The organism is Acinetobacter sp. 102, from assembly GCF_037028485.1.
Classification (GTDB): domain Bacteria; phylum Pseudomonadota; class Gammaproteobacteria; order Pseudomonadales; family Moraxellaceae; genus Acinetobacter; species Acinetobacter higginsii.
Genome location: NZ_JAZEZK010000006.1, coordinates 187,205 through 205,784 on the forward strand (window position 1 = coordinate 187,205; position 18,580 = coordinate 205,784).

An 18,580-nucleotide genomic window follows, 5' to 3' on the forward strand; every position below is an offset into this window, starting at 1 on the left:
GAATCAAAAACATAAAAAAAGCTCGCCGAAGCGAGCTTTTTCAATCTGTATCTATTACAGGCTGTAGTACATATCAAATTCAACTGGGTGAGTCGTCGTGTTAAGACGGCGTACATCTTCAGTTTTAAGTTCGATATATGCATCAAGCATTTCTTTAGTGAATACACCACCTTTCAACAAGAACTCATGATCCGCTTCAAGTGCAGCAATCGCCATTTCCAAGTTGTGAGCAACTGTTGGGATTTTTGCTTCTTCTTCAGGAGGAAGATCATACAAGTTTTTGTCAGCAGCTTCACCTGGGTGAATCTTGTTTTGAATACCATCAAGACCAGCCATTAACAATGCAGCAAAACCTAAGTATGGGTTCATTAATGGATCAGGGAAACGCGCTTCGATACGTTTGCCTTTAGGGCTAGAAACGTAAGGAATACGGATAGAAGCAGAACGGTTACGTGCTGAGTAAGCAAGCATAATTGGTGCTTCGTAGTGTGGAACCAAACGCTTATAAGAGTTTGTACCTGGGTTCGTAATCGCATTCAACGCACGCGCGTGCTTGATTACACCACCGATGAAGAACAATGCCATTTCTGATAAACCAGCATATTCATCACCAGCAAACAAATTCTTGCCATCTTTAGAGATTGACATGTGAACGTGCATACCAGAACCGTTATCACCAACCATTGGCTTAGGCATGAATGTCGCTGTTTTACCATATTGATGCGCAACGTTCCAAACTGCATATTTGAACTGTTGAACTTCGTCCGCTTTACGAACTAAGGTATTGAAGCTCACACCAATTTCTAATTGGCAAGATGCAACTTCGTGGTGATGTACTTCTACACGACCAGGCCCCATGATGTCTTCGATACGTGCACACATTTCAGCACGCATGTCTTGATGAGAGTCAACTGGAGGAACTGGGAAGTAACCGCCTTTAACACGTGGACGGTGACCTGAGTTACCTGCTTCGTAGTCTTTACCTGTAGACCAAGCAGCTTCTTCAGCGATCAATGTGTGGCGTGCGCCAGACATGTCGATGTCCCATTTCACTTCGTCAAAAACGAAGAATTCTGGTTCTGGACCGAAGAATGCTGTATCACCGATACCTGTAGATTTTAAATATTCTTCAGCACGACGAGCAATCGAACGTGGGTCACGCTCGTAACCTTGACCAGTTGAAGGCTCGATTACGTCACAAGTCACAACAACTGTAGGCTCAGCAAAGAACGGGTCAAGAAAACCTGTTTCAGCATCTGGACGTAAGATCATGTCAGAAGCTTCAATGCCTTTCCAACCAGCAATTGAAGAACCATCAAACATTTTACCGTCTTCAAATGTATCTTCATCAATGGTATCAGCTGGGTAAGTTACGTGCTGCTCTTTACCCTTAGTATCAGTAAAGCGAAAATCGACCCATTTTGCGCCACTTTCTTTGATGAGTTGAAGGACCTTGTTCGCCATGCTCATTTGCTCCAATGAAGTTTTTATGCACTTGTTAAGTGCGTGTTAGTTGTTGATGTATAATTAGCAATTATCATACCAACAATTTCAAAGCATACCTAAAACATTGAAATTCTTTGCAGAAAAAATGCTTTAGGCTCCCTGTCCTATGCTTACTTTAATGTCTGCATTTTTAAATGCACCATATTTAAACATTCCTATTTCAGTTCGTCCCTAAAAAAGACATAATGAACCAAAATGGTGCAATACATATAACAAAGAACCAATGTAGTGCCAATTACGCTTTTATTATTCGCGTAAATTGGCTTTTTATATCATTCTTTTCAACATCATTCCAATCAATTCATTTAGACTTTCGATTCACTTTCAGCTTTTTTCCTCAAGTGTTTCAATTACAAAAATTTATGATCAATTACTGGCTCATTTCAACAAATAAAATTAGCCTTTCATTCAACCTTTAGTGCTTTCAAAATTTCCCACATTAATGATCGGTTTTGTTATGATGATTTCCCGTTATCGCTAGAATAATCTTTTCTCTATTCAAGATAGATGAAAAAATACAGCGCTCAGATCGGTTTATCGAATTCAATAGCACAATTAAGTGCATATTTTTCAAAAGGTTATAATCATGCTTCTAATGATTGAAAGGAAGCACTGATATACGCTGACGTTCGTTGGTGTTCGGTTCATTTACAACAGCTACAATTCAAAAATATTTAATGTCCGTTGGTGTTCGTTCATGTTCGGTGACATTCACAACTTTTGTGAGTAAGATTGTGAGTATTCATTTTTATTTTCAAGTTACTCACAGATAGCTAATGCTCAACGACACCAAAATAAAACAACTCAAACCACAAGATAAAGCTTATCGTGTTGCTGATCAAGGTGGTCTGTGCATCGAAGTGCGCACGAATGGTTCTAAACTTTGGCGCTTTAGATACCGCTTTCTTGGTACTGCAAAGATGATTAGTTTAGGCGAGTACCCACTTGTTACTTTGGCTCAAGCTCGCCAAAAGACTTTGGAGCAGAAATTATTATTAGATCAAAATATTGATCCTTCACAAAACCGCCAAGAGGAAAAAGCAAGAGCGCTATTAAATCAAGCATGCACTTTAGAGAGTGTGGCCACAGAATGGTACGACAAGCGAAAAGATAAAAAATCTATAAGCTATAAGCGATCTGTAGAAAAGGCATTTGAAAAAGACATATTCCCTTCACTTGGCAAGAAGGATATTAAAAAGATTTCTGCATTTGATGTTTTACAGATGCAAGAAAAGACAATGAAGCGAGTATCTAAACAGGGTAACTATGGCACTGGTGAAAGCACAGCAATCTTTAACCGGCAATTAGTCAGTCAGGTTATTGACTATGCTATTGCAACTTCACGTTGTGAGTTCAATCCTGTATCTGCACTAAGAAACACAGTAGAACGCCCACCAAAGATTACTGCGCGGCCTATGACTGATGATGAAAAAGCAGTCTTCAACTCTCGGCTATCTTCATACAATGGTGCAACAACAACTAAGAACGCGATCAAAACTCTAATCTATTCTATGTTGCGTACAGTTGAAGTTATTCGCCTGCGCTGGGAGTGGGTTGATTTTGATACTGGTATTATCTGCATTCCTCCTGCCACAGCAGAACAAAGAAAAAAAGGTCAACGGAATATTAAAAAAGATCGGGAGCATTTAGTCCCTATATCTAAACAGCTAAAGCAAATTTTGCTTGATCAGTTTGAGCAAACAAAAAACAGTGACCTTGTATTTTCAAGTGTGTTTGATGTTACCAAGAAAATGAATAATACAACTGTGAACCGTGCATTGGGAAATATGGGCTTTGAAAGCCTAACTGCCCATGACTTCCGTGCTACTGCATCTACAATGCTGCATGGTCTTAGTTACCCTTCTGATCATGTGGAGATACAACTTGCCCATGTTGATAAGAATGTAGTTCGTGGCACTTATAACCATGCGAGCTACTTAGATGAGCGAAGAGCGATGATGCAAGACTGGGCTGATATTGTTGATAGTTGGGGTAAGAAATGAAGTACTTCTACATCAAGAAAGGCAAGCAATACTTGCACATTCAGCAATCGCTTTTTGAAGATTACCAAGATTATTCAGATATAAATGGAATGGTCACTCAACAATATGTCTTTTTAGATACAAAGGATAAGGCTATAAAGTTTTTGGAGAAAAGAGAAGTTGACAAATTTATGGTGACGCGAGGAAGGAAGCTGAAAGGCGTGGAGATTGTGAGGGAGTAAGCTTGCTAATGTTGAACACACTGCAAGCAAACCGAAATACTGACATTGGTTTTAATTGAATTTGCTGTGCATCCTGAGAATAAAAGACACAGCACTGTGACAAGCGAAGCAAGTTTGGATCTTTTGCATCGCTTCTTAATTATCTTCTGCCGCATAGATTAGATTCTCCGCAACACGATTAGTCCAACCTTTGCCGTATGTAGGCCATTTACTCAACGATGTATAGAACTTCAAGCGCTCTGCATTGAGCTTTAAAAGTACATCATTCACATCCATGGCTTTGACTGCAGCTATTGTTTTGGGTCCAATAATTCCGTCATCTGGAACACCAGCAACTTGTTGAAGCTCTTTGATTGCACGCGACTTTCCAGCATTAACTGCAAAATCCCAAAGCTGAAAGACAATAGCTGAATGCAAACTATCTGCTCCCAATTTATCCCACCAATCCTTTTTATAGATCTGCTTTGCCTGATCAATGGTTAGATTTTTGATGTCTAGATTTGGATAAGTGTTTGCTGCAATGCCAAACTTGGTGCCTTTTAGAACACCAGCACCAACCTTTCCACCAGTCCAGTTACCAGGATCACGCTTATCAATTGAATACCCTGCTTCATGCCCAATTAGTCGCTCAAATGCTTTATCAAAATTCATGTCTCACCGCCTGAAATATCGTTCTTTGCTTTCTTGATTTCTTTGATCACTTCTACAATCGTTTTGCCTTCTTGCTTGTCTATGAAATTGAATATCCACCGGACCAATGCCCAGCCAGGTAAACCACACATAAAGAACAAACCGCCAATTGCAAACCATCCCCATGTATCTGTGGCCCATGCATGTAAGGTGAATTTCATAATGATGAAAGACCCACCTGCAAGACTAGATACCACTGTGCAAATCAAACCCACCGCCCACTCCTGAGGTGATCTTGGCATTCGAGTCATCATCACTACAGCTGCAACCAAAGCGACTGCTAAAGTCACCATGATTGCTACCCCGTAAAATTTTATAATTGCTGCAAAACCGCCAGTTGAAACTGGTTCCATTCACTTTTCTCCAGATAATTAAAAAGCCCTAGCTAGTGCTAAGGCTTGTATTGCGTTTATTTACAGTGATTCTAAGAACACTTTCATGTGATCTGCCATTACACGCTGACCTGCATCATTTGGATGCAAGCCATCAGGACTTGGCTGTCCCGGTGCTGTGAAATAGTAGTTGTTAGCAGCTGGCACCCACACTGGCAAGTTACTTGTTTCATATTGGTTTAGAACAGGCAAAGAGTAATGCTTTGCATATTTAACTAACATGTCGCAAATATCCTTAAGTGTGAAACCAAGAGAGTTCGGAGTTGCATTGCTTCCCCACTGACTTAACGCAGGAATCGGGGTAAGAATTGCAAGCTTAGCTAATGGGTACTTAACCAACAAAGAATTGATTACATAGTTCATTCGCCCAGACAAGGTCTCAGTATCATTACTCAAGAATGGTCCCATTGGGTATGTTTTACTGAAATCATTCACTCCCCAGAACAGTGTAATAATGTCAGCTTCCTCTGTGAGAGTGTCTGCCACATTAAGACGATTCCAGAATCCAGATCCACTAATACCTTTATTGTAAACAGTCATTCCACCAACATCTTCTGAGATAAAGTCGTGGTAGTTTTTGTTTGCTCTAAAGTTTTTCTCAGTAATCGAATCACCAATTGCAATCCACTTCTTACCTGTCAGTTTATTGAGGGTAGAAGCTGCAAGCGAAATACCATTGAGCTTATTAACCTTCTTAAGAGTTGGAGCATCTGGATTGGTTGTAATCTGAATAGTTGATGAAATATCAAAGCTTTGAGACGGCAGTTTAACAGTCAGTAAAGCGTATTCTGCCAAGCTGTCAGATGGTATTGTGAAAGTTTTATATGTTGAAGAAACTGTATTTAATGTAGCTAACCCCAATGTCGATCCAATTGCCATGCTTGAATCAGCTCTAAGAGCTACTGCAAATATTCCTGCTCGCAAATCAGGTGCCTTTACATGATAGGTCGCCCCTTTCTTAACTTTGATCTGAGTTAAGATGGCACCTGTAGCAGCAGCAATATTTCCGCTTACATGTACATAAACATCAGGCTTGTTACTGATTGGATTATATAGATTTCCAATAGATTCCATCCCGTCAGTTGTAAGCGCAGTAAGTCTTAATTGTTGATCAATTACATCTGCACCGTTAATTTTCACAGCATGCTTGTTAATTGCATTTAGGTTATTGGTGACATGCAAAGTAGAAATGAAGTTGGTATTTGCTAATTTCAAATCAAATGCTAAATAGCCAGCCTCTGTAACATCTACTTTTAAAAGTCCAGTGCTGACAACTGTTCTAGTTAGAATTGTATAATTGGTAGCATTTGGGATCGTGGAAAAGCCCACTGGAAAGGAGCCAGCAACTAAGTCTGCCCCAAAGTTTTTGAAGTAATATGAACCAATGCTTACTGGTATTACTACATAAGCAGTTGCAGCTTGTGATGTCACAACTCCAGTTGAATTAACATACTTATCTGCAATTAAAGGGACACCTGCTATTAAATTGCTTTGATCATACCCAACTGAATTTCCAAATTTACTATCTGTATAATTTGAAGATGTATTAACTCCTTTAGCTACATCCTGAGTTATCCAAGGCGACCAAACGCCCGAATTTAATCGACGTAAGAAAGAATATTCATGTGTATCATAGCGCTGATATTTCTGATTGTTAGATGAATCAATTACAGTTAACCAACCACCTGAGACAATTGGAAAATTTCGCTCTAATGCCGCATAGCTTGAGGTTGGTGCGAACCAAACGCCAGCTGTTGTAAAGTTATTCAAATCAGAACTTAAATCAAAAATTACAGGCTTAAAATACTTATTAGCATTTGAATAATTCTTCGCTTGGTCTAATTCACTCAAACCTGTATCTGCCCAAGAACTACCACCCCAGTACCAGATCTTTTTGGTATCTAAAGCTTTAGCTGCTTTCTTTGGCACAGTTGGGACACTAGCAAGTAGCTCAGACTCTGTCTGAAATGGTTCAAATCCACCTGTTTGAATAACTTGGTAAAGAGCACGTGCCATGGTTGGGTATACACGCCCTAGTCTCGAAGTTACATTAGACTCAGCATCCCCACTAGTAACTTGCTCTAAAGTTTCTGCGTCAGTAGATGCATCAATTAATTGCTGTTCGGTAATGATTCCAGCCATACCTTTTCTCCAGGCATAAAAAAACCGCCTGTGAAGGCGGTCATAATTCCAAAGTTAATTAAATAAAGTCGTGATCGTTCTGATAGTAACGATCGTCGTAGTTGATACATGTAAGCTTATTGGTCATTTGATCATTAGGTGTCATCTCACTAAGCATAAATATGCTTTTGCTTGAGTCTGCACCTTTGATCACTGTGTAAAGTGTTTTGACGTATCGATCAGGGCTAACAACAAGCGCTTGCATTGGTGGTCTAGTTAAAATGATCTGGTTTGTCATTTCACCTGCTGTGCATTCAACAATATCTACTGTTGCATTCTGCATTTGTAGGTGAACGTAATAGGTCTCACCTGAAACAAAATCCACATCCTGAGAACAAGTTAAGATCAAACCATCTATAGCAACCACTTCTCCATCTTGAGTTTCTAAACTGGTGTTATCAGCAACAAGGATTCGGTCATTTCTAATTAATAGATCTGACTCATTCAAGGCAGTAAACTCACAGTTAACATTCTGAAACTTCAGCTTATTCCATTCTCGCCATGCTCTTGTCTTCGCAACGGCTTCATTTCTGATGCCTGTACTTTGGATCTTCAATGGATTGGTTAAAGGACTGCCGCTAGGGATTGAATAGGTAACTCGCTTGTCATCGAGAGGAGATGTGTACTCAAGCTCAACTCCGTCATAGTCTTTATCAATACCGAACTTAAAGGTGCGAGTTTCAGAACCCATAAGTTTATTTCGATGATTGAAAAGCAAAACAGAATTGGTTTGCGGCTTTTCAAACTTTAATCGCAGCTTATTACCAAAGCGCATGGCTTCGCAGAAACACGCGCTTGCAATCATGCCTGCCTGTTCTTCAAAGCTTAGGTTTTCGTCATCAAATGTGTAGCTGAACTCAGTCGCTACAGGCGAGCCAAAGTAATCTCTTACTGCTTGAATCTCTGTCTTGATTTGGTCGATATCTATTTCAGTCACAGAGCGTCGTCCGATGTATTGGTCGAGCCCCATATTGATCAAGGCTTGCCCTGCATCTTTTGTTGCAACCAATGGACCCGTGCCATCAACCTTTAATTTCCGTGTTACTCGACAATTTAGGACACGCTCTTTAACAGATAAGGCACCATCAGTTGCCACAGTTCTAGATCGAATCACTGTCACATCAGGATAGGAGTCCTTAGGAAATGGCTTTGTTAAGTAAACATCTTTAATCTTGCACTCGGTCACAGGGTTAGCGCCTGTTCCTGCCTTTGTTTTAGCTAAGCGGAAACGCTGATTTCCCATAGTACCTAACGCAACTTTAAAGGTACGCCCAAAAGAACTCTTGGATTTTGATTCAACAAAAAAATCTTGTGACTGAATCACACCAATAGGATTGCCCGTGTCGTCAATTGACTGATACTGAACAGTGATCGTTACATCATTGTAAGTCGTCTTACCATCTTTGTTGACGTTGTATAATCCTTGAGGGAAATATACATTCATCTGCAATGTGGTGGCTGCGTCATGATATAACTCAAACCAACCCACCCATTTATTAGCAATCAATTCTAAATAAATGGTTTCATCATTCAGTCCTTGAGTTGTGCCACCGAACAAAGTTGGAATTTTGTCCCAATCAGAATTCACAGTAGATGCATTTGATAGTGTTACAGTCGTTTCTGTCACAATACTAATCGAATAGTTATCATCTAAATCAGCACTGCCAATGTTGTTATTAAGCGTAATACCCGCTGTTAAGTCATAGTCAGCATCAACATAGTTCCAGTTGTAGTTGACTTGTTTTGGTGAATCCAATTGAACAACGTAAGTATAGATTGATCCAACCAGTGTTCTTGTCACTGATGACACAATGTATTGACCTGACAAATCGTAATTACTGCCAGCAATATCTACGTTTGCTCCATTCAGTAATAAGCCTTTAAAATCAGCATAAGCAGGCACATCAATATCTGTATCAATACTGACTTTAAAATCACTTGATACTGAACATGGCCCAGATAAAACCGCGTTATCAACACCGAACTGAGCGCCAGAGATTGCTATTCCATCGCCAGTGCTAAAGAAGTCCCGAAAGTCTATTGAGCTATCAGTGCTGTGTATTACCCCGCCAGTTGTGAAGTATATACTTGTTCCTGATACTACTACGTCATTGGGTGAAACAAGGCTCTGTCCGTTTATAGATGATGACTTTGCAACATCCAAAGGCAACTCAGTAAAATCATCACCGACTTTGTAAATTGTGGTATTACCTGTAATGCTGACATCAGGGTCATAAATACTGACACTTACCCCATCTATACCATTCACATCTGTGTCACCATCACGGCAATCATGGATTTGATAAAACCCACGACCAATACACATCAAGCTTTCTTCAACTTCGATGTCATTTTCATAACTGTTGTACAGCACAGCAATCAAGTCAGGGTATGCTCGGATATTCCCAAAGATATCGGCAACACGTCCTTTGACTCGCATTCTGTTTGCCCGATTAGCTAGCTCATTATTTGAGGAGCCAGGTTGCCCTCCATCAGGCTTGGGCATTGTCAAAATACTATAAACGCTATATGCAGCCATAATGGCCACAATGGCGTAATACACATACCAAATCCAACTTGGGTAGATCACAACATAAAATGTGCCTTCCAATGCCTGTAAATGCTTAATGCCCTCTACATTTAAAGGTGTGATGTCATTTTCTTCTGCAACGCTATTGTGATAAATTTTTGTATTCTGCGGAAACACTGTAAATTGCTGCTTTAGATATGCGCTTACATCATCAACATCAGCGGTAGACCAAGTACTTTGGTTATATGGATCAGGGCAAATAATTACTCTTTTCATTTGTAGTAGCTAACCTCTTTAAATCCAATCTTCACAACTTCTAATGGCATGTACTGAACACCACGACCAGTGAGGTGCAAAACCTTGTTATCAAAAAAAACCCCAACATGTGTTGAGGTCTGGAAATTGTGTTTGAAAAATACAATACAGGGCGATACGGGTACTTCAATTAATTCAAATCCACCCTTTCCATTCAGAAATCCGTTTAGTCTTTTTGAAAGATCTTCGCCAGTTAGTTGCTGCCATGTTTCACAAGCGAACTCATTGCACGTGTATTTTTGGGACCACATGCGATCTAGCAAGTTATCTATGCTCATTACGCTCTCCGCAGCAAAGGGTAATCTTCAATTGAGTAGGTTCGCCCAGTCTTAACACTGTTAAGCTGTGGTGCTTGTGCATCGAAGGTGACCAAACCACTACTATCTTTAGAGATTGTAGGTATTTCCAATGTTTGCAACTGAGTCATAGGTGAGGTTAGATCATCATCTCGGAATAGCTTAAATTTGCATTCAGGTTTTACAGTTGGATATATACTTTCTCTAATTGCAGATACAGCTAGTGCTAGCTCATCGTCCATGTCAGCAATGGTTAGCGATAAGGTTTGCTCCAAGTCGTTTGAAACGTTATTTCGCTTAATAGACATCGGCTGATAAACATAATTCTGACCTTCAGCTAAAATTCCATCTGAATCATTCTTCACATAACGAAAGACTTTTGAAAAACTTGGGTGGGAAATCTCAATACACTCCAATGGCACGACACCACTAGAGGCATTTAAATAAAAGGATGTGTAATCAGCCATTATACGTCTCCAATGCATCTGGAAGGTCTTCATTGACCAACTTCTCCAATGGATTCAATAAAGCAGCCAAATCACCACCTTCATTGCCAACTCCAATAATGATGTCATCCAAAGCTTCATTAACTGGTAGCGGCTTAACCTTCAGAGTTGCTGTAACTGTATAGACATCTGCCTCTTTACTTGAAAGTGTAGGCGCACCACTAAAGAAGCATTCATAGTCTTCAACAGGTGCGTTATCAACACATATCTTTGCCAAAAAAGGCTGACTAGGATTTCTTGCCCACACTCGATAAAAGGCCATAAGGTATTGATAACCAGACTCCTGCACCACCCATCTAGAACTAACAGTGTGAACCACACCTTTAAGTGATTTTCGATAGCGGTCTGCACCGCCATCTAGAATCTGAGACATAACACCATCACCAATGTTGGCTGAATATCCTTCCTGAGTTGAACAGTACATCATTCGATTAAGTGCCATAACTTTTCCTTAGGTAATAAAAAACCGACCTGTTGTAGGTCGGTTCTAAGATTTAATATCCTGATTTATCGTAGTAACCAAAGCACACCTCCTGCCGCTGTAATAAGAACAGACAGAGCGATAATTATTAATGCAATTGCTTGCAATATTCCGACACGATCAGCACCTGATTCGCTCATTTTGCCACCTATCTTTAACTGTGATTTTGATGTATGATTCTTCATATAGATTACTTTCTCCTATTTGCATGACCTTGCGGATTGGAAAAACAGAAACCCTCGACGGCAATCGAGGGTTTTGCTTTATGTAGAAATGAAAAAAGCCGCTCGAAAGCGACTCTGTTCATGTTATCTCTTATACGTGTGTATCTAAATCAACGCCTACGCCCTGCATTGGTATTCTGGCCTAGCGACTTAGAGATTGGACTGTTAGGATTAGACAATTGTGCAGTGACTAACTGTTCTGCCAGTTGCTGAATACGAATATCCAACGACCCATCTGCATTTGTAGAGACATCAGCAGACTGCCCTGGCAACGTATAAACATTTACTTTCGGTCCATTAGAGTCACCATTATTCAGCATCTTCCCTAAAGTTGAGTTAGCTGAAGTATCAAGCACTTTGGTATCTACAACCCCGCCATCAGCAAAGCCTTTGCCTGTTCGCATTGCCTCAACATTACCAACCCCACCCCAGCGAGCTACATCTGCTTGAGAGAAAACAACTTCTCCTTTGTGAACAATACCAGCGGGATCATATTTGCTACCAGGACCTGTGTATCCACCGTTTGCAAATCCTTGTGGTGTTAGAGCCTTTAAAGCTGCCTGAAGAAGACCTGTTTCGAGAGTTGCTGCACCAACCGCTGGCAAGTTTGCTGGAAAAGGAGCAGAAGCCCACGCTGCAGATATTGCAGTAAAACTATTGGCTGCTACTGAGAAAAGACTGAAAGCCTGTTGTGCTGCTGCCATTCCTCTGTAAATGCCAGATTGTTTACCTGCATAACCCTCTGCAAGCCCAGTAAGAGAACCAAAAAGGTCAGTCGCCATCCCTAATTGATAGCCAGCTGTCTTTGACCAATAGTCTTGATCAATCAAAGCCATTCTCTCATTATGAGCTTTCCAGATCGCCTCACGTTCGGCTGCGGTTTCAGCTAATGCCATTTGTGAATCAAATAAATCCTGTGATTCATCGTACCGATCAAAACGGTCACGCTCCAATTGAAAGCGCGCACCTGAACCAGTCATGTCTGCATAGTTCTGACCCCATGCCATAGAAGCTGATTTGAGATTCTTTCGTTTCTCATATTCTTCTTCAGCAAAGTTCATAGCGATTCGTGCATCACGTTCTTGTTGAGTCAATTGCATGTTCTTTGCAATTTCATCACGTTCTAATTGATAGCGCTCTTGCATGTATTCGGAATCTGACATGTAAAACTGGCGTGAATCAAGTAGGCGTTGTTGCTTTTCCAATTCAAGCCATGCTAATTCTTGCTCCGTTTGATCCTTCAGCGAATTAAGCTTTATCTGCTTAATTTCATCATTGTACCTGCCAGATTTTTCAATAATTTCCCTCTGAGTCGCATCAAAGTATCGAAGCTTGTACTCCTCTGACCATCTGAATGAATCATTCTCTTCTGTAATTTGGCGTAAATACATTTCAGTATTAAAATCATAACGCGTCTTTGCTGCCTCCAAATATCTACCTTGCTCTACACCAAATCCAGCCTTATTTATTTCCTCAATCTGCTTTTGATAGTCAAGATTCATACGCTCGAATTCATCAGCATATTCATATCCAATTTGATATCTTGATCTAGCTTGATCCTCCTTGATCTGTTCAAGCTTCTTCTGCTGCTTTTCATATTCAGAAGTTTGTTGCTTACTGGTTTTTAAAGAATTTTTCTCAGAATCATTAATCCCATCAATTAGTGATTTTCGTTTCTGATCAATTGCATATTGCTCTTGCGCAACTTTCAATAATTCAGGTGAAAGAGTTTGGTTAAATGGGATTTTGTTAGATTCACGGAAATTAGACATAAAGTTTGCAAATTCAACCGCATTCTTATTACTACCATTCCTTTGAATCGTATTGATTAAGTACTGGTTTTTCAGATTCTCAGATGATGCTGCCGATTGAGCTGCAACCAACTTTTCGTGTGCAATGCGTTTTTGATTAATCGCCTTTGTTTCAGCTTCGGTTGCTTGGGTTGATCGACCAGATTGAGTAATCATAGATTCCACAATCATTTTCTGCCTAGACAACTCATCTTTTAGCTTAGAAACCACCCCTGTTTGCTCGTCAATCTTGGTTTTAGCCTTTTCGCTTACACCGCTTAATGAATTTACCTGTGCAGCTAAAGTTTCCGCTGTTATCTGACCTTTATCAAACTGCAATGCCAGTGCGCCAATTTTTTCAGATGCTTCAGCAGACACATAGCCGTACTTCTCAATATTAACTGTGTACTTAAATAAAGTTTCGCTAGCATCTTTGTATTGCTTTGTTAAATCATCCTTAGCTGCATTTTCCGCACGTAATTGAGAACGCTTCTGAGCTTGATCAAGTTCATTAAACTTTACAGTTATTTCATCTACAGTTTTTCCATTTTCATTTAATGACTTGGTTGCTTTATCTGTATTGTCTCGAAGCAATAAATACGAAGCAGCCACACCAGCTACAGCCAAGCCCAAACCAACAGGACCACCCAAAGCAGCCAACAATCCAAAACTAGACCTTGTTGTTAACGCATTAGCAGCACTCAAAGCTGCTGTTGCTGTAGTTAATCGACCTGTTGCAGCAGTCTGAGCATTTCTTGCTGTAGTGTAAGCCGCAGATGATGCAACTGTAGTTGAAGCCAATCTTTGCTCTAATACAGTAAGTTCTGCTGTCATTAGTGCTTGGGTTTGTTGCAATGTTGCCATTCGACTGATAGATAGTGCTCGACCTTGATCAGTGATTTGCGACTTTAATCGCTGTGCTTCTTGTGCTTTCTCTGCATTTGTTGCGGCAATACTTGCTTGAATCCGCTGAACTTCAGACTGAATTACTGCTCGATTGGCATTAACCTCCATTTCTGCCGCAACAACAGCAGCACGCGCTGAAGATATTTCTGCTTGTGCAGCATTCATTTCAGCTTGAGCTTTCCGTTGTGTCTGCACAATTGCGGCATTTGTAGCCTGAATTTCTTCAAATAACGCTTTTACTTTTAATCCACTGGCAACGATAGATTTGTACATAACAGGGATTAGAGTACCAGCCCAATAAGCACCGCCAATCATTGCAACATTCGTTACTGTTTCTAAATTTGCTGCCAATCCACTGATTGACTTAGACAATAGTTGAGCTGAACCACTACCCTTGCCAACCTCTCCAACAAATTGTGTTACAGCGTTGTTAAGTTGGTTAATTGAGTTTGCAATTGTAAAATCAGTTTTTCCATACAAGTCATCTACAGAAGCTTTAGCTTTTTCCAATGATTTAATAACAACATCACCAGTTAGCTTACCTTCCGCTGCCATAGCCCGTAACTGACCAATATTTGTATCAAGACCTGTAGCAATAGCCTTAAGCAACCCAGGTGCTTGTTCAGAGATAGAGTTAAATTCTTCTCCACGAAGTACACCTGATGCTAATGCCTGACCAAATTGCACTAAAGCAGCTTCAGCACTTGCCGCACTTCCGCCTGATATAGCAATTGATTTTGCAACGGTATCTGTAAGGGTTGCTGTTTGTTGCAAAGTAATTCCAAGCCGTTTAGCGTTATCAGCAAAACGTTGATAAACCTGTGCTGTACTATCCCAAGATTGACCTGTAGCTTGAGCAATACTAAAGGTGTCTTTCATTGCTTGATTTAGCTCAGTCTGAGAAGTAGTAACAAGCTTTAATCTGTTTTGTAGTCCTGTGTATGCATCCATTTTTGAGATTGCAGCACCAATTGTTAAAGCTCCTGCGAAAGAAGCCATTAGAGTGCCCTGCAATTCTTTAAATGTTCTTCCAACTAGATTTAGTTCATTACTCATATTGCGCGCAGTTGAGCGAGTCTGTTGCTCTGCACGGTTTAAGCCTTGCGTAAATAATCCAGTTTGGGCAATTAGATTTAATGTTAATGTGCCAAGGTTTGTTGCCATAACTTTTCTCCGAGCAATAAAAAACCCGCATAAGCGGGTTTTTAAACTTCATTTAAAATCTTACTTCTCAGCCTCATACCACCCTTTAACAATGATACCTTTCGTTCCTGTGGCTTCTGTTTTGCACTGGAAATCCAGTTTCGTATTACCCTGATAACCAGAAATCTCACCTATTTTATCAATCACAATCTCTAATTTTTTCCCTGTTTTTTGTTCGATAGAGTTAAGGCAATTATCCATGCTAGAAAACTCGCCACTCATAATCTCAGTATTAGAGCATCCTACTAAAGAAAAAACCCCAACAAGCAAAAGAATCTTTTTCATATCTAATCAACCAATTCATTCAAGTTATTAATTCCAAGCTTAACACCATAACTTCCTTCGCTTTCTTCATCAAGCCATCCACCATTAATGACAGCTGGAACATTTTTATTTATTACTTTGCCTGCAAGATGCTTAGCATCTTCTCTGCTAAGGAATCCCACCAAAAACCCATTAATTTCTACTTTAACGGCATTCTTATCATATGCGTTGAATGGATCTGAAGAAACTTTAGCAACCACTTCAACAAATTTTGAATCTTCTTCTTTTTTACCTGCTATTTTTTGCAAGTTGTCTTGATAAGCTTGCTCCCCAACTATATTAAAAGCATAGCTCCGTGAGCTGGAATTAAATCCTATTTGTTCAGCGCTTTGCTCCGTGTTCTCACCCGCTCTTTTAACTAACAAATAAGCTCCAACACATATTGCAATTATTATTAATATAATCCACATAAAAAAAATACCCCTAATTAATAGAGGTATTTATAGCATAATTTAAAATAAAGGTTTAAGTGCTAAATAAATCTGGCAATTTGATTCCATAAACAGCATTCCATGCATCTTTATGGTAAATCTTCACTGTTCCATAATTGGCATCAGCAATATCTTTAATCTTCTTGCCATTTGCGACACACCATTTTTTTAATTCACGCCAGTTGTACTTTCCACCAACCTTGCTTTCAACAGCTTTAACAGATGCGTAGTTTTTAGATTCACCCAACTGTTCTTTTAACTTTTCTGCTTCTTTAGACTTAACTGAGGCTGTAGCCATAGCGGTTGCTGTTTTCTTGTCGCTGATATGGGCTTTAGTTTCAATCGCAAAGTCACGCTCTTTACAAGCCAAACGCTTTGCTTCAACCTGATCTGCCCATGCTCGAGCTGCTTCGACTGGATCTGCAAAGTTTGGTAGTGAAATTAAATCTCCCGCAATTTGCTTTTCTAATTCTGCCCAACGATCAACTAAACGAGCTGTGAATTCTGGACAAAGTTGCGCAACAACAATAATACTGTCTCGTTTGCCTTGATCACCTTTAAAAACATAAACAGTAGTATTTTGCTTACGACCGATTGAGTTAGAGAATGACGTTTCCTCAATTTGAGGGAGCGTTATAACTTGTTGATTAACTAAACTTTCAATCGTACGTTTAACGTTGTCATGACGCTTCTCAACAAGTTCGGCAATTTCGAGACTAGTCATTATTTGAATATTAGTATTAACAAGTGCATTCATGACATCAACCCTCCATTACCCTTAACTCCTTTATCACATGATAGAGTTTGTTCGCTCATCTCTTTAAGATTAGACAATGCAAACATTTGGCGACCTAGTGATTCAATCAGCCAGCCTATATTCTGTACTGCTTCTCTTGATACTTGTTCTGAACTATAAGCAAGTAATTCACCTATAGCAGCAATTCCCAATGGCAACGGAGTCATAGCATTTTCAGTTGCATTGTCAATCTTTTCTATCAACTCTGCCTCATCATGAGTTAAAGCTTGTTTCTTAAGAGTCTTTAAAATTATATTTTCAGGAATCACTGGAAGCAGATCCTCTAAATCCAAAACCTTGCTAGACTCTATCGTAAATGGTATATTCATCTTGTTCATATCTCACTGTTATGACTTCAATCAAGCCCGACCGTCCAAAGTTCTGGGCTTTTTTGTTGTCTATTGATTTCATGCTTTCGCACTCTCTATTTCTTGACGCAATTTTTTAATTGCTTGTGTGATTACATAATTTACTGGCCTTTCGTTTTCAATTGCCACCTCCTTTAGCCATTCATGTAACTCGTGATCAATACGCAAGTTGTACTGCATCTTGCGCTGTGGTTTTGTTAATGCCTCCATTTTATTCTCCTATCAATCAGGTATTATCAACTATAGAATTAATCAGGTAGCATTGTCAATACCTGAATAATAGAACTAATATGTATTGCAAATTTGTGGTATATGGTTTTCCGATGAGTAAAAATGGTGGTAACTTAACAATTCAGTACAATCTACGTTGGACTGAAGAGATGCGCGATAAGATTGCAGAAGCAGCTAAAGAAAATACTCGCTCTATGAATCAGGAAATTATTGCTCGCCTTGAACAAAGCTTTGAACAGGGGTTAAACCACGAAACTGAAATGTACATGATGGCTCAAGTTGTCAAAGAACAGCAAAAGCAAATTGACCAGTTACATGAAATGGTAAAACAACTAGTGTTTAGACCAAGACAAATGGATGATTAATTCATTCCCCTTGGGAACAGATATGTCTACTTTCCAACCCAACTCATCATGTAGTCCTCAACATTAAGCTCAACTGGCTTAGGCTTCTGCTCATGTGGCATGAAGTCAAATGGTGAAAAAGGTTTAGCACCCTTGCCTTTGTTTGAGTTGGCATAGAAGGCCATTAAGTTGCCAACCGCTTGTTCTACCCGGCGACCGATGTTTAGGGAGCCATACTTCAATCTGTAGGCTTTCCAGAAAGCCATTTCAGAAATACTTATTTTTTGTTCGGCTTCTTCGATGGTGCAGCCGCCGATTCCGTTGAGGACGAGTTCTCCAAGGAGTTCGTTTCGCTCGAATTCTTCTTGACTAACTTTCCCATGAAGTTATTCACTTCGTCTGCAATCTGGTACAACGCCGCAATGAAAGATGGATCAGAGTCATAAACATCTTGTGCTGATGTAAAGAAAGGTGTGCCTTTTGCATCTTCACAAATGGTGCCCAAAAGCTGTGTTGCTTGAAGTTGATCAGAATCTACAGACTTGAGTTTTGATTTCTCAACATCTTCGTAATCAATATCCCATTCAAATGCTTTTGATGCTTCACGACTTGCTTTAAAGCTCATGCGCTTAACAAAGACTTGACCTTCTAACTCGATCTGATCACCGACTTTTAATTCTTGGTTTTCAGAAACTGATTTTAACTGTTCAATGTTTTCGCTAGTTACTTCAACTACCCACTTAACATCACGCTCGACTGGCGCACCTGCTTTAGTAATATTCTTTGCTTTCTTAAAGTCTACTTTAGCCATTTTAATTCTCAAAAGTAAAAGCCCCTTTCGG

Annotated in this window: 20 protein-coding genes; 3 read left to right on the forward strand and 17 right to left on the reverse strand. The window is 39.8% G+C overall.

Going from position 1 to position 18,580, the window contains the following annotated elements; genetic code table 11:
• Window positions 1-54: 54 nt before the first annotated feature.
• Window positions 55-1,470, reverse strand: coding sequence for a type I glutamate--ammonia ligase (gene glnA / locus WA352_RS08025; protein ID WP_171057879.1), 1,416 nt, complete (start codon window positions 1,468-1,470; stop codon window positions 55-57).
• Window positions 1,471-2,282: 812 nt separating this feature from the next.
• Between glnA and WA352_RS08030 the strand changes: the two genes are divergently transcribed.
• Both WA352_RS08030 and WA352_RS08035 read left to right on the forward strand, forming a co-directional pair.
• Window positions 2,283-3,509, forward strand: coding sequence for a tyrosine-type recombinase/integrase (locus tag WA352_RS08030; RefSeq protein WP_336141958.1), 1,227 nt, complete (start codon window positions 2,283-2,285; stop codon window positions 3,507-3,509).
• On the forward strand, window positions 3,506-3,730 hold the full coding sequence (locus tag WA352_RS08035; protein WP_336141961.1) for a hypothetical protein: 225 nt from the start codon (window positions 3,506-3,508) through the stop codon (window positions 3,728-3,730). Before WA352_RS08030 ends, WA352_RS08035 begins: the two co-directional genes overlap by 4 nt.
• A gap of 135 nt (window positions 3,731-3,865) precedes the next feature.
• On the opposite strand, the gene WA352_RS08040 is transcribed toward WA352_RS08035, so the two are convergent.
• From WA352_RS08040 to WA352_RS08105, 14 genes are all read right to left on the reverse strand, one after another.
• The gene (locus WA352_RS08040) at window positions 3,866-4,381 is read right to left on the reverse strand and encodes a glycoside hydrolase family 108 protein (protein ID WP_336141964.1); all 516 of its coding nucleotides are present in this window, start codon (window positions 4,379-4,381) and stop codon (window positions 3,866-3,868) included.
• Window positions 4,378-4,773 carry a hypothetical protein gene (locus WA352_RS08045; RefSeq protein ID WP_336141966.1) on the reverse strand — a complete coding sequence of 132 codons (396 nt, stop codon included), beginning with the start codon at window positions 4,771-4,773 and terminating at the stop codon, window positions 4,378-4,380. The genes WA352_RS08040 and WA352_RS08045 overlap by 4 nt, the downstream gene beginning before the upstream one ends.
• A 60-nt stretch (window positions 4,774-4,833) precedes the next feature.
• Window positions 4,834-6,954 (reverse strand): GDSL-type esterase/lipase family protein, encoded by a 2,121-nt coding sequence (locus tag WA352_RS08050; RefSeq protein WP_336141969.1) that lies wholly within the window; start codon window positions 6,952-6,954, stop codon window positions 4,834-4,836.
• A gap of 58 nt (window positions 6,955-7,012) precedes the next feature.
• Window positions 7,013-9,799: a host specificity factor TipJ family phage tail protein gene (locus WA352_RS08055; protein WP_336141970.1), complete on the reverse strand. Its 2,787-nt coding sequence runs from the start codon at window positions 9,797-9,799 to the stop codon at window positions 7,013-7,015.
• The gene (locus tag WA352_RS08060) at window positions 9,796-10,116 is read right to left on the reverse strand and encodes a hypothetical protein (RefSeq protein WP_336141973.1); all 321 of its coding nucleotides are present in this window, start codon (window positions 10,114-10,116) and stop codon (window positions 9,796-9,798) included. The genes WA352_RS08055 and WA352_RS08060 overlap by 4 nt, the downstream gene beginning before the upstream one ends.
• On the reverse strand, window positions 10,116-10,601 hold the full coding sequence (locus WA352_RS08065) for a hypothetical protein (protein ID WP_336141974.1): 486 nt from the start codon (window positions 10,599-10,601) through the stop codon (window positions 10,116-10,118). The genes WA352_RS08060 and WA352_RS08065 overlap by 1 nt, the downstream gene beginning before the upstream one ends.
• Window positions 10,594-11,082 (reverse strand): hypothetical protein, encoded by a 489-nt coding sequence (locus tag WA352_RS08070; RefSeq protein ID WP_336141976.1) that lies wholly within the window; start codon window positions 11,080-11,082, stop codon window positions 10,594-10,596. Before WA352_RS08070 ends, WA352_RS08065 begins: the two co-directional genes overlap by 8 nt.
• A 65-nt stretch (window positions 11,083-11,147) precedes the next feature.
• Window positions 11,148-11,306: a hypothetical protein gene (locus tag WA352_RS08075; RefSeq protein WP_336141978.1), complete on the reverse strand. Its 159-nt coding sequence runs from the start codon at window positions 11,304-11,306 to the stop codon at window positions 11,148-11,150.
• Between the two features lie 149 nt (window positions 11,307-11,455).
• Window positions 11,456-15,205, reverse strand: coding sequence for a tape measure protein (locus WA352_RS08080; protein ID WP_336141980.1), 3,750 nt, complete (start codon window positions 15,203-15,205; stop codon window positions 11,456-11,458).
• 60 nt (window positions 15,206-15,265) lie between these two features.
• On the reverse strand, window positions 15,266-15,529 hold the full coding sequence (locus tag WA352_RS08085; RefSeq protein ID WP_336141983.1) for a hypothetical protein: 264 nt from the start codon (window positions 15,527-15,529) through the stop codon (window positions 15,266-15,268).
• A gap of 2 nt (window positions 15,530-15,531) precedes the next feature.
• The gene (locus WA352_RS08090; protein ID WP_336141985.1) at window positions 15,532-15,978 is read right to left on the reverse strand and encodes a hypothetical protein; all 447 of its coding nucleotides are present in this window, start codon (window positions 15,976-15,978) and stop codon (window positions 15,532-15,534) included.
• Between the two features lie 55 nt (window positions 15,979-16,033).
• Window positions 16,034-16,756, reverse strand: a complete 723-nt coding sequence (locus tag WA352_RS08095) for a Rha family transcriptional regulator (protein ID WP_336141987.1) — start codon at window positions 16,754-16,756, stop codon at window positions 16,034-16,036.
• Window positions 16,753-17,133, reverse strand: coding sequence for a hypothetical protein (locus tag WA352_RS08100; RefSeq protein WP_336141989.1), 381 nt, complete (start codon window positions 17,131-17,133; stop codon window positions 16,753-16,755). Before WA352_RS08100 ends, WA352_RS08095 begins: the two co-directional genes overlap by 4 nt.
• A gap of 69 nt (window positions 17,134-17,202) precedes the next feature.
• A complete protein-coding gene (locus WA352_RS08105; protein ID WP_243307334.1) occupies window positions 17,203-17,373 on the reverse strand; it encodes an Arc family DNA-binding protein in 171 nt (56 codons plus the stop codon).
• A 113-nt stretch (window positions 17,374-17,486) separates the two neighbouring features.
• Between WA352_RS08105 and WA352_RS08110 the strand changes: the two genes are divergently transcribed.
• Window positions 17,487-17,759, forward strand: coding sequence for an Arc family DNA-binding protein (locus WA352_RS08110; RefSeq protein WP_336141992.1), 273 nt, complete (start codon window positions 17,487-17,489; stop codon window positions 17,757-17,759).
• Window positions 17,760-17,785: 26 nt separating this feature from the next.
• Here the strand turns inward: WA352_RS08110 and WA352_RS08115 are convergent, their stop codons facing one another.
• Window positions 17,786-18,004, reverse strand: a complete 219-nt coding sequence (locus tag WA352_RS08115) for a hypothetical protein (protein WP_336141995.1) — start codon at window positions 18,002-18,004, stop codon at window positions 17,786-17,788.
• Between the two features lie 11 nt (window positions 18,005-18,015).
• Entirely contained in the window at window positions 18,016-18,549 is a 534-nt protein-coding gene (locus WA352_RS08120; protein ID WP_336141999.1) for a phage tail assembly chaperone family protein, TAC, read from the reverse strand.
• Window positions 18,550-18,580 lie beyond the last annotated feature (31 nt).

Bases quoted from the DNA above. Each gene is read 5' to 3' on its own strand.
- WA352_RS08095 (WP_336141987.1), bottom strand. From the start codon at position 16,756: ATGAATGCACTTGTTAATACTAATATTCAAATAATGACTAGTCTCGAA.
- WA352_RS08080 (WP_336141980.1), bottom strand. From the start codon at position 15,205: ATGGCAACAAACCTTGGCACATTAACATTAAATCTAATTGCCCAAACT.
- WA352_RS08055 (WP_336141970.1), bottom strand. From the start codon at position 9,799: ATGAAAAGAGTAATTATTTGCCCTGATCCATATAACCAAAGTACTTGG.
- WA352_RS08115 (WP_336141995.1), bottom strand. From the start codon at position 18,004: ATGGCTTTCTGGAAAGCCTACAGATTGAAGTATGGCTCCCTAAACATC.
- WA352_RS08065 (WP_336141974.1), bottom strand. From the start codon at position 10,601: ATGGCTGATTACACATCCTTTTATTTAAATGCCTCTAGTGGTGTCGTG.
- WA352_RS08090 (WP_336141985.1), bottom strand. From the start codon at position 15,978: ATGTGGATTATATTAATAATAATTGCAATATGTGTTGGAGCTTATTTG.
- WA352_RS08070 (WP_336141976.1), bottom strand. From the start codon at position 11,082: ATGGCACTTAATCGAATGATGTACTGTTCAACTCAGGAAGGATATTCA.
- WA352_RS08120 (WP_336141999.1), bottom strand. From the start codon at position 18,549: ATGGCTAAAGTAGACTTTAAGAAAGCAAAGAATATTACTAAAGCAGGT.
- WA352_RS08110 (WP_336141992.1), top strand. From the start codon at position 17,487: ATGAGTAAAAATGGTGGTAACTTAACAATTCAGTACAATCTACGTTGG.
- WA352_RS08060 (WP_336141973.1), bottom strand. From the start codon at position 10,116: ATGAGCATAGATAACTTGCTAGATCGCATGTGGTCCCAAAAATACACG.
- WA352_RS08040 (WP_336141964.1), bottom strand. From the start codon at position 4,381: ATGAATTTTGATAAAGCATTTGAGCGACTAATTGGGCATGAAGCAGGG.
- WA352_RS08085 (WP_336141983.1), bottom strand. From the start codon at position 15,529: ATGAAAAAGATTCTTTTGCTTGTTGGGGTTTTTTCTTTAGTAGGATGC.
- WA352_RS08050 (WP_336141969.1), bottom strand. From the start codon at position 6,954: ATGGCTGGAATCATTACCGAACAGCAATTAATTGATGCATCTACTGAC.
- WA352_RS08105 (WP_243307334.1), bottom strand. From the start codon at position 17,373: ATGGAGGCATTAACAAAACCACAGCGCAAGATGCAGTACAACTTGCGT.
- glnA (WP_171057879.1), bottom strand. From the start codon at position 1,470: ATGAGCATGGCGAACAAGGTCCTTCAACTCATCAAAGAAAGTGGCGCA.
- WA352_RS08045 (WP_336141966.1), bottom strand. From the start codon at position 4,773: ATGGAACCAGTTTCAACTGGCGGTTTTGCAGCAATTATAAAATTTTAC.
- WA352_RS08030 (WP_336141958.1), top strand. From the start codon at position 2,283: ATGCTCAACGACACCAAAATAAAACAACTCAAACCACAAGATAAAGCT.
- WA352_RS08075 (WP_336141978.1), bottom strand. From the start codon at position 11,306: ATGAAGAATCATACATCAAAATCACAGTTAAAGATAGGTGGCAAAATG.
- WA352_RS08100 (WP_336141989.1), bottom strand. From the start codon at position 17,133: ATGAACAAGATGAATATACCATTTACGATAGAGTCTAGCAAGGTTTTG.
- WA352_RS08035 (WP_336141961.1), top strand. From the start codon at position 3,506: ATGAAGTACTTCTACATCAAGAAAGGCAAGCAATACTTGCACATTCAG.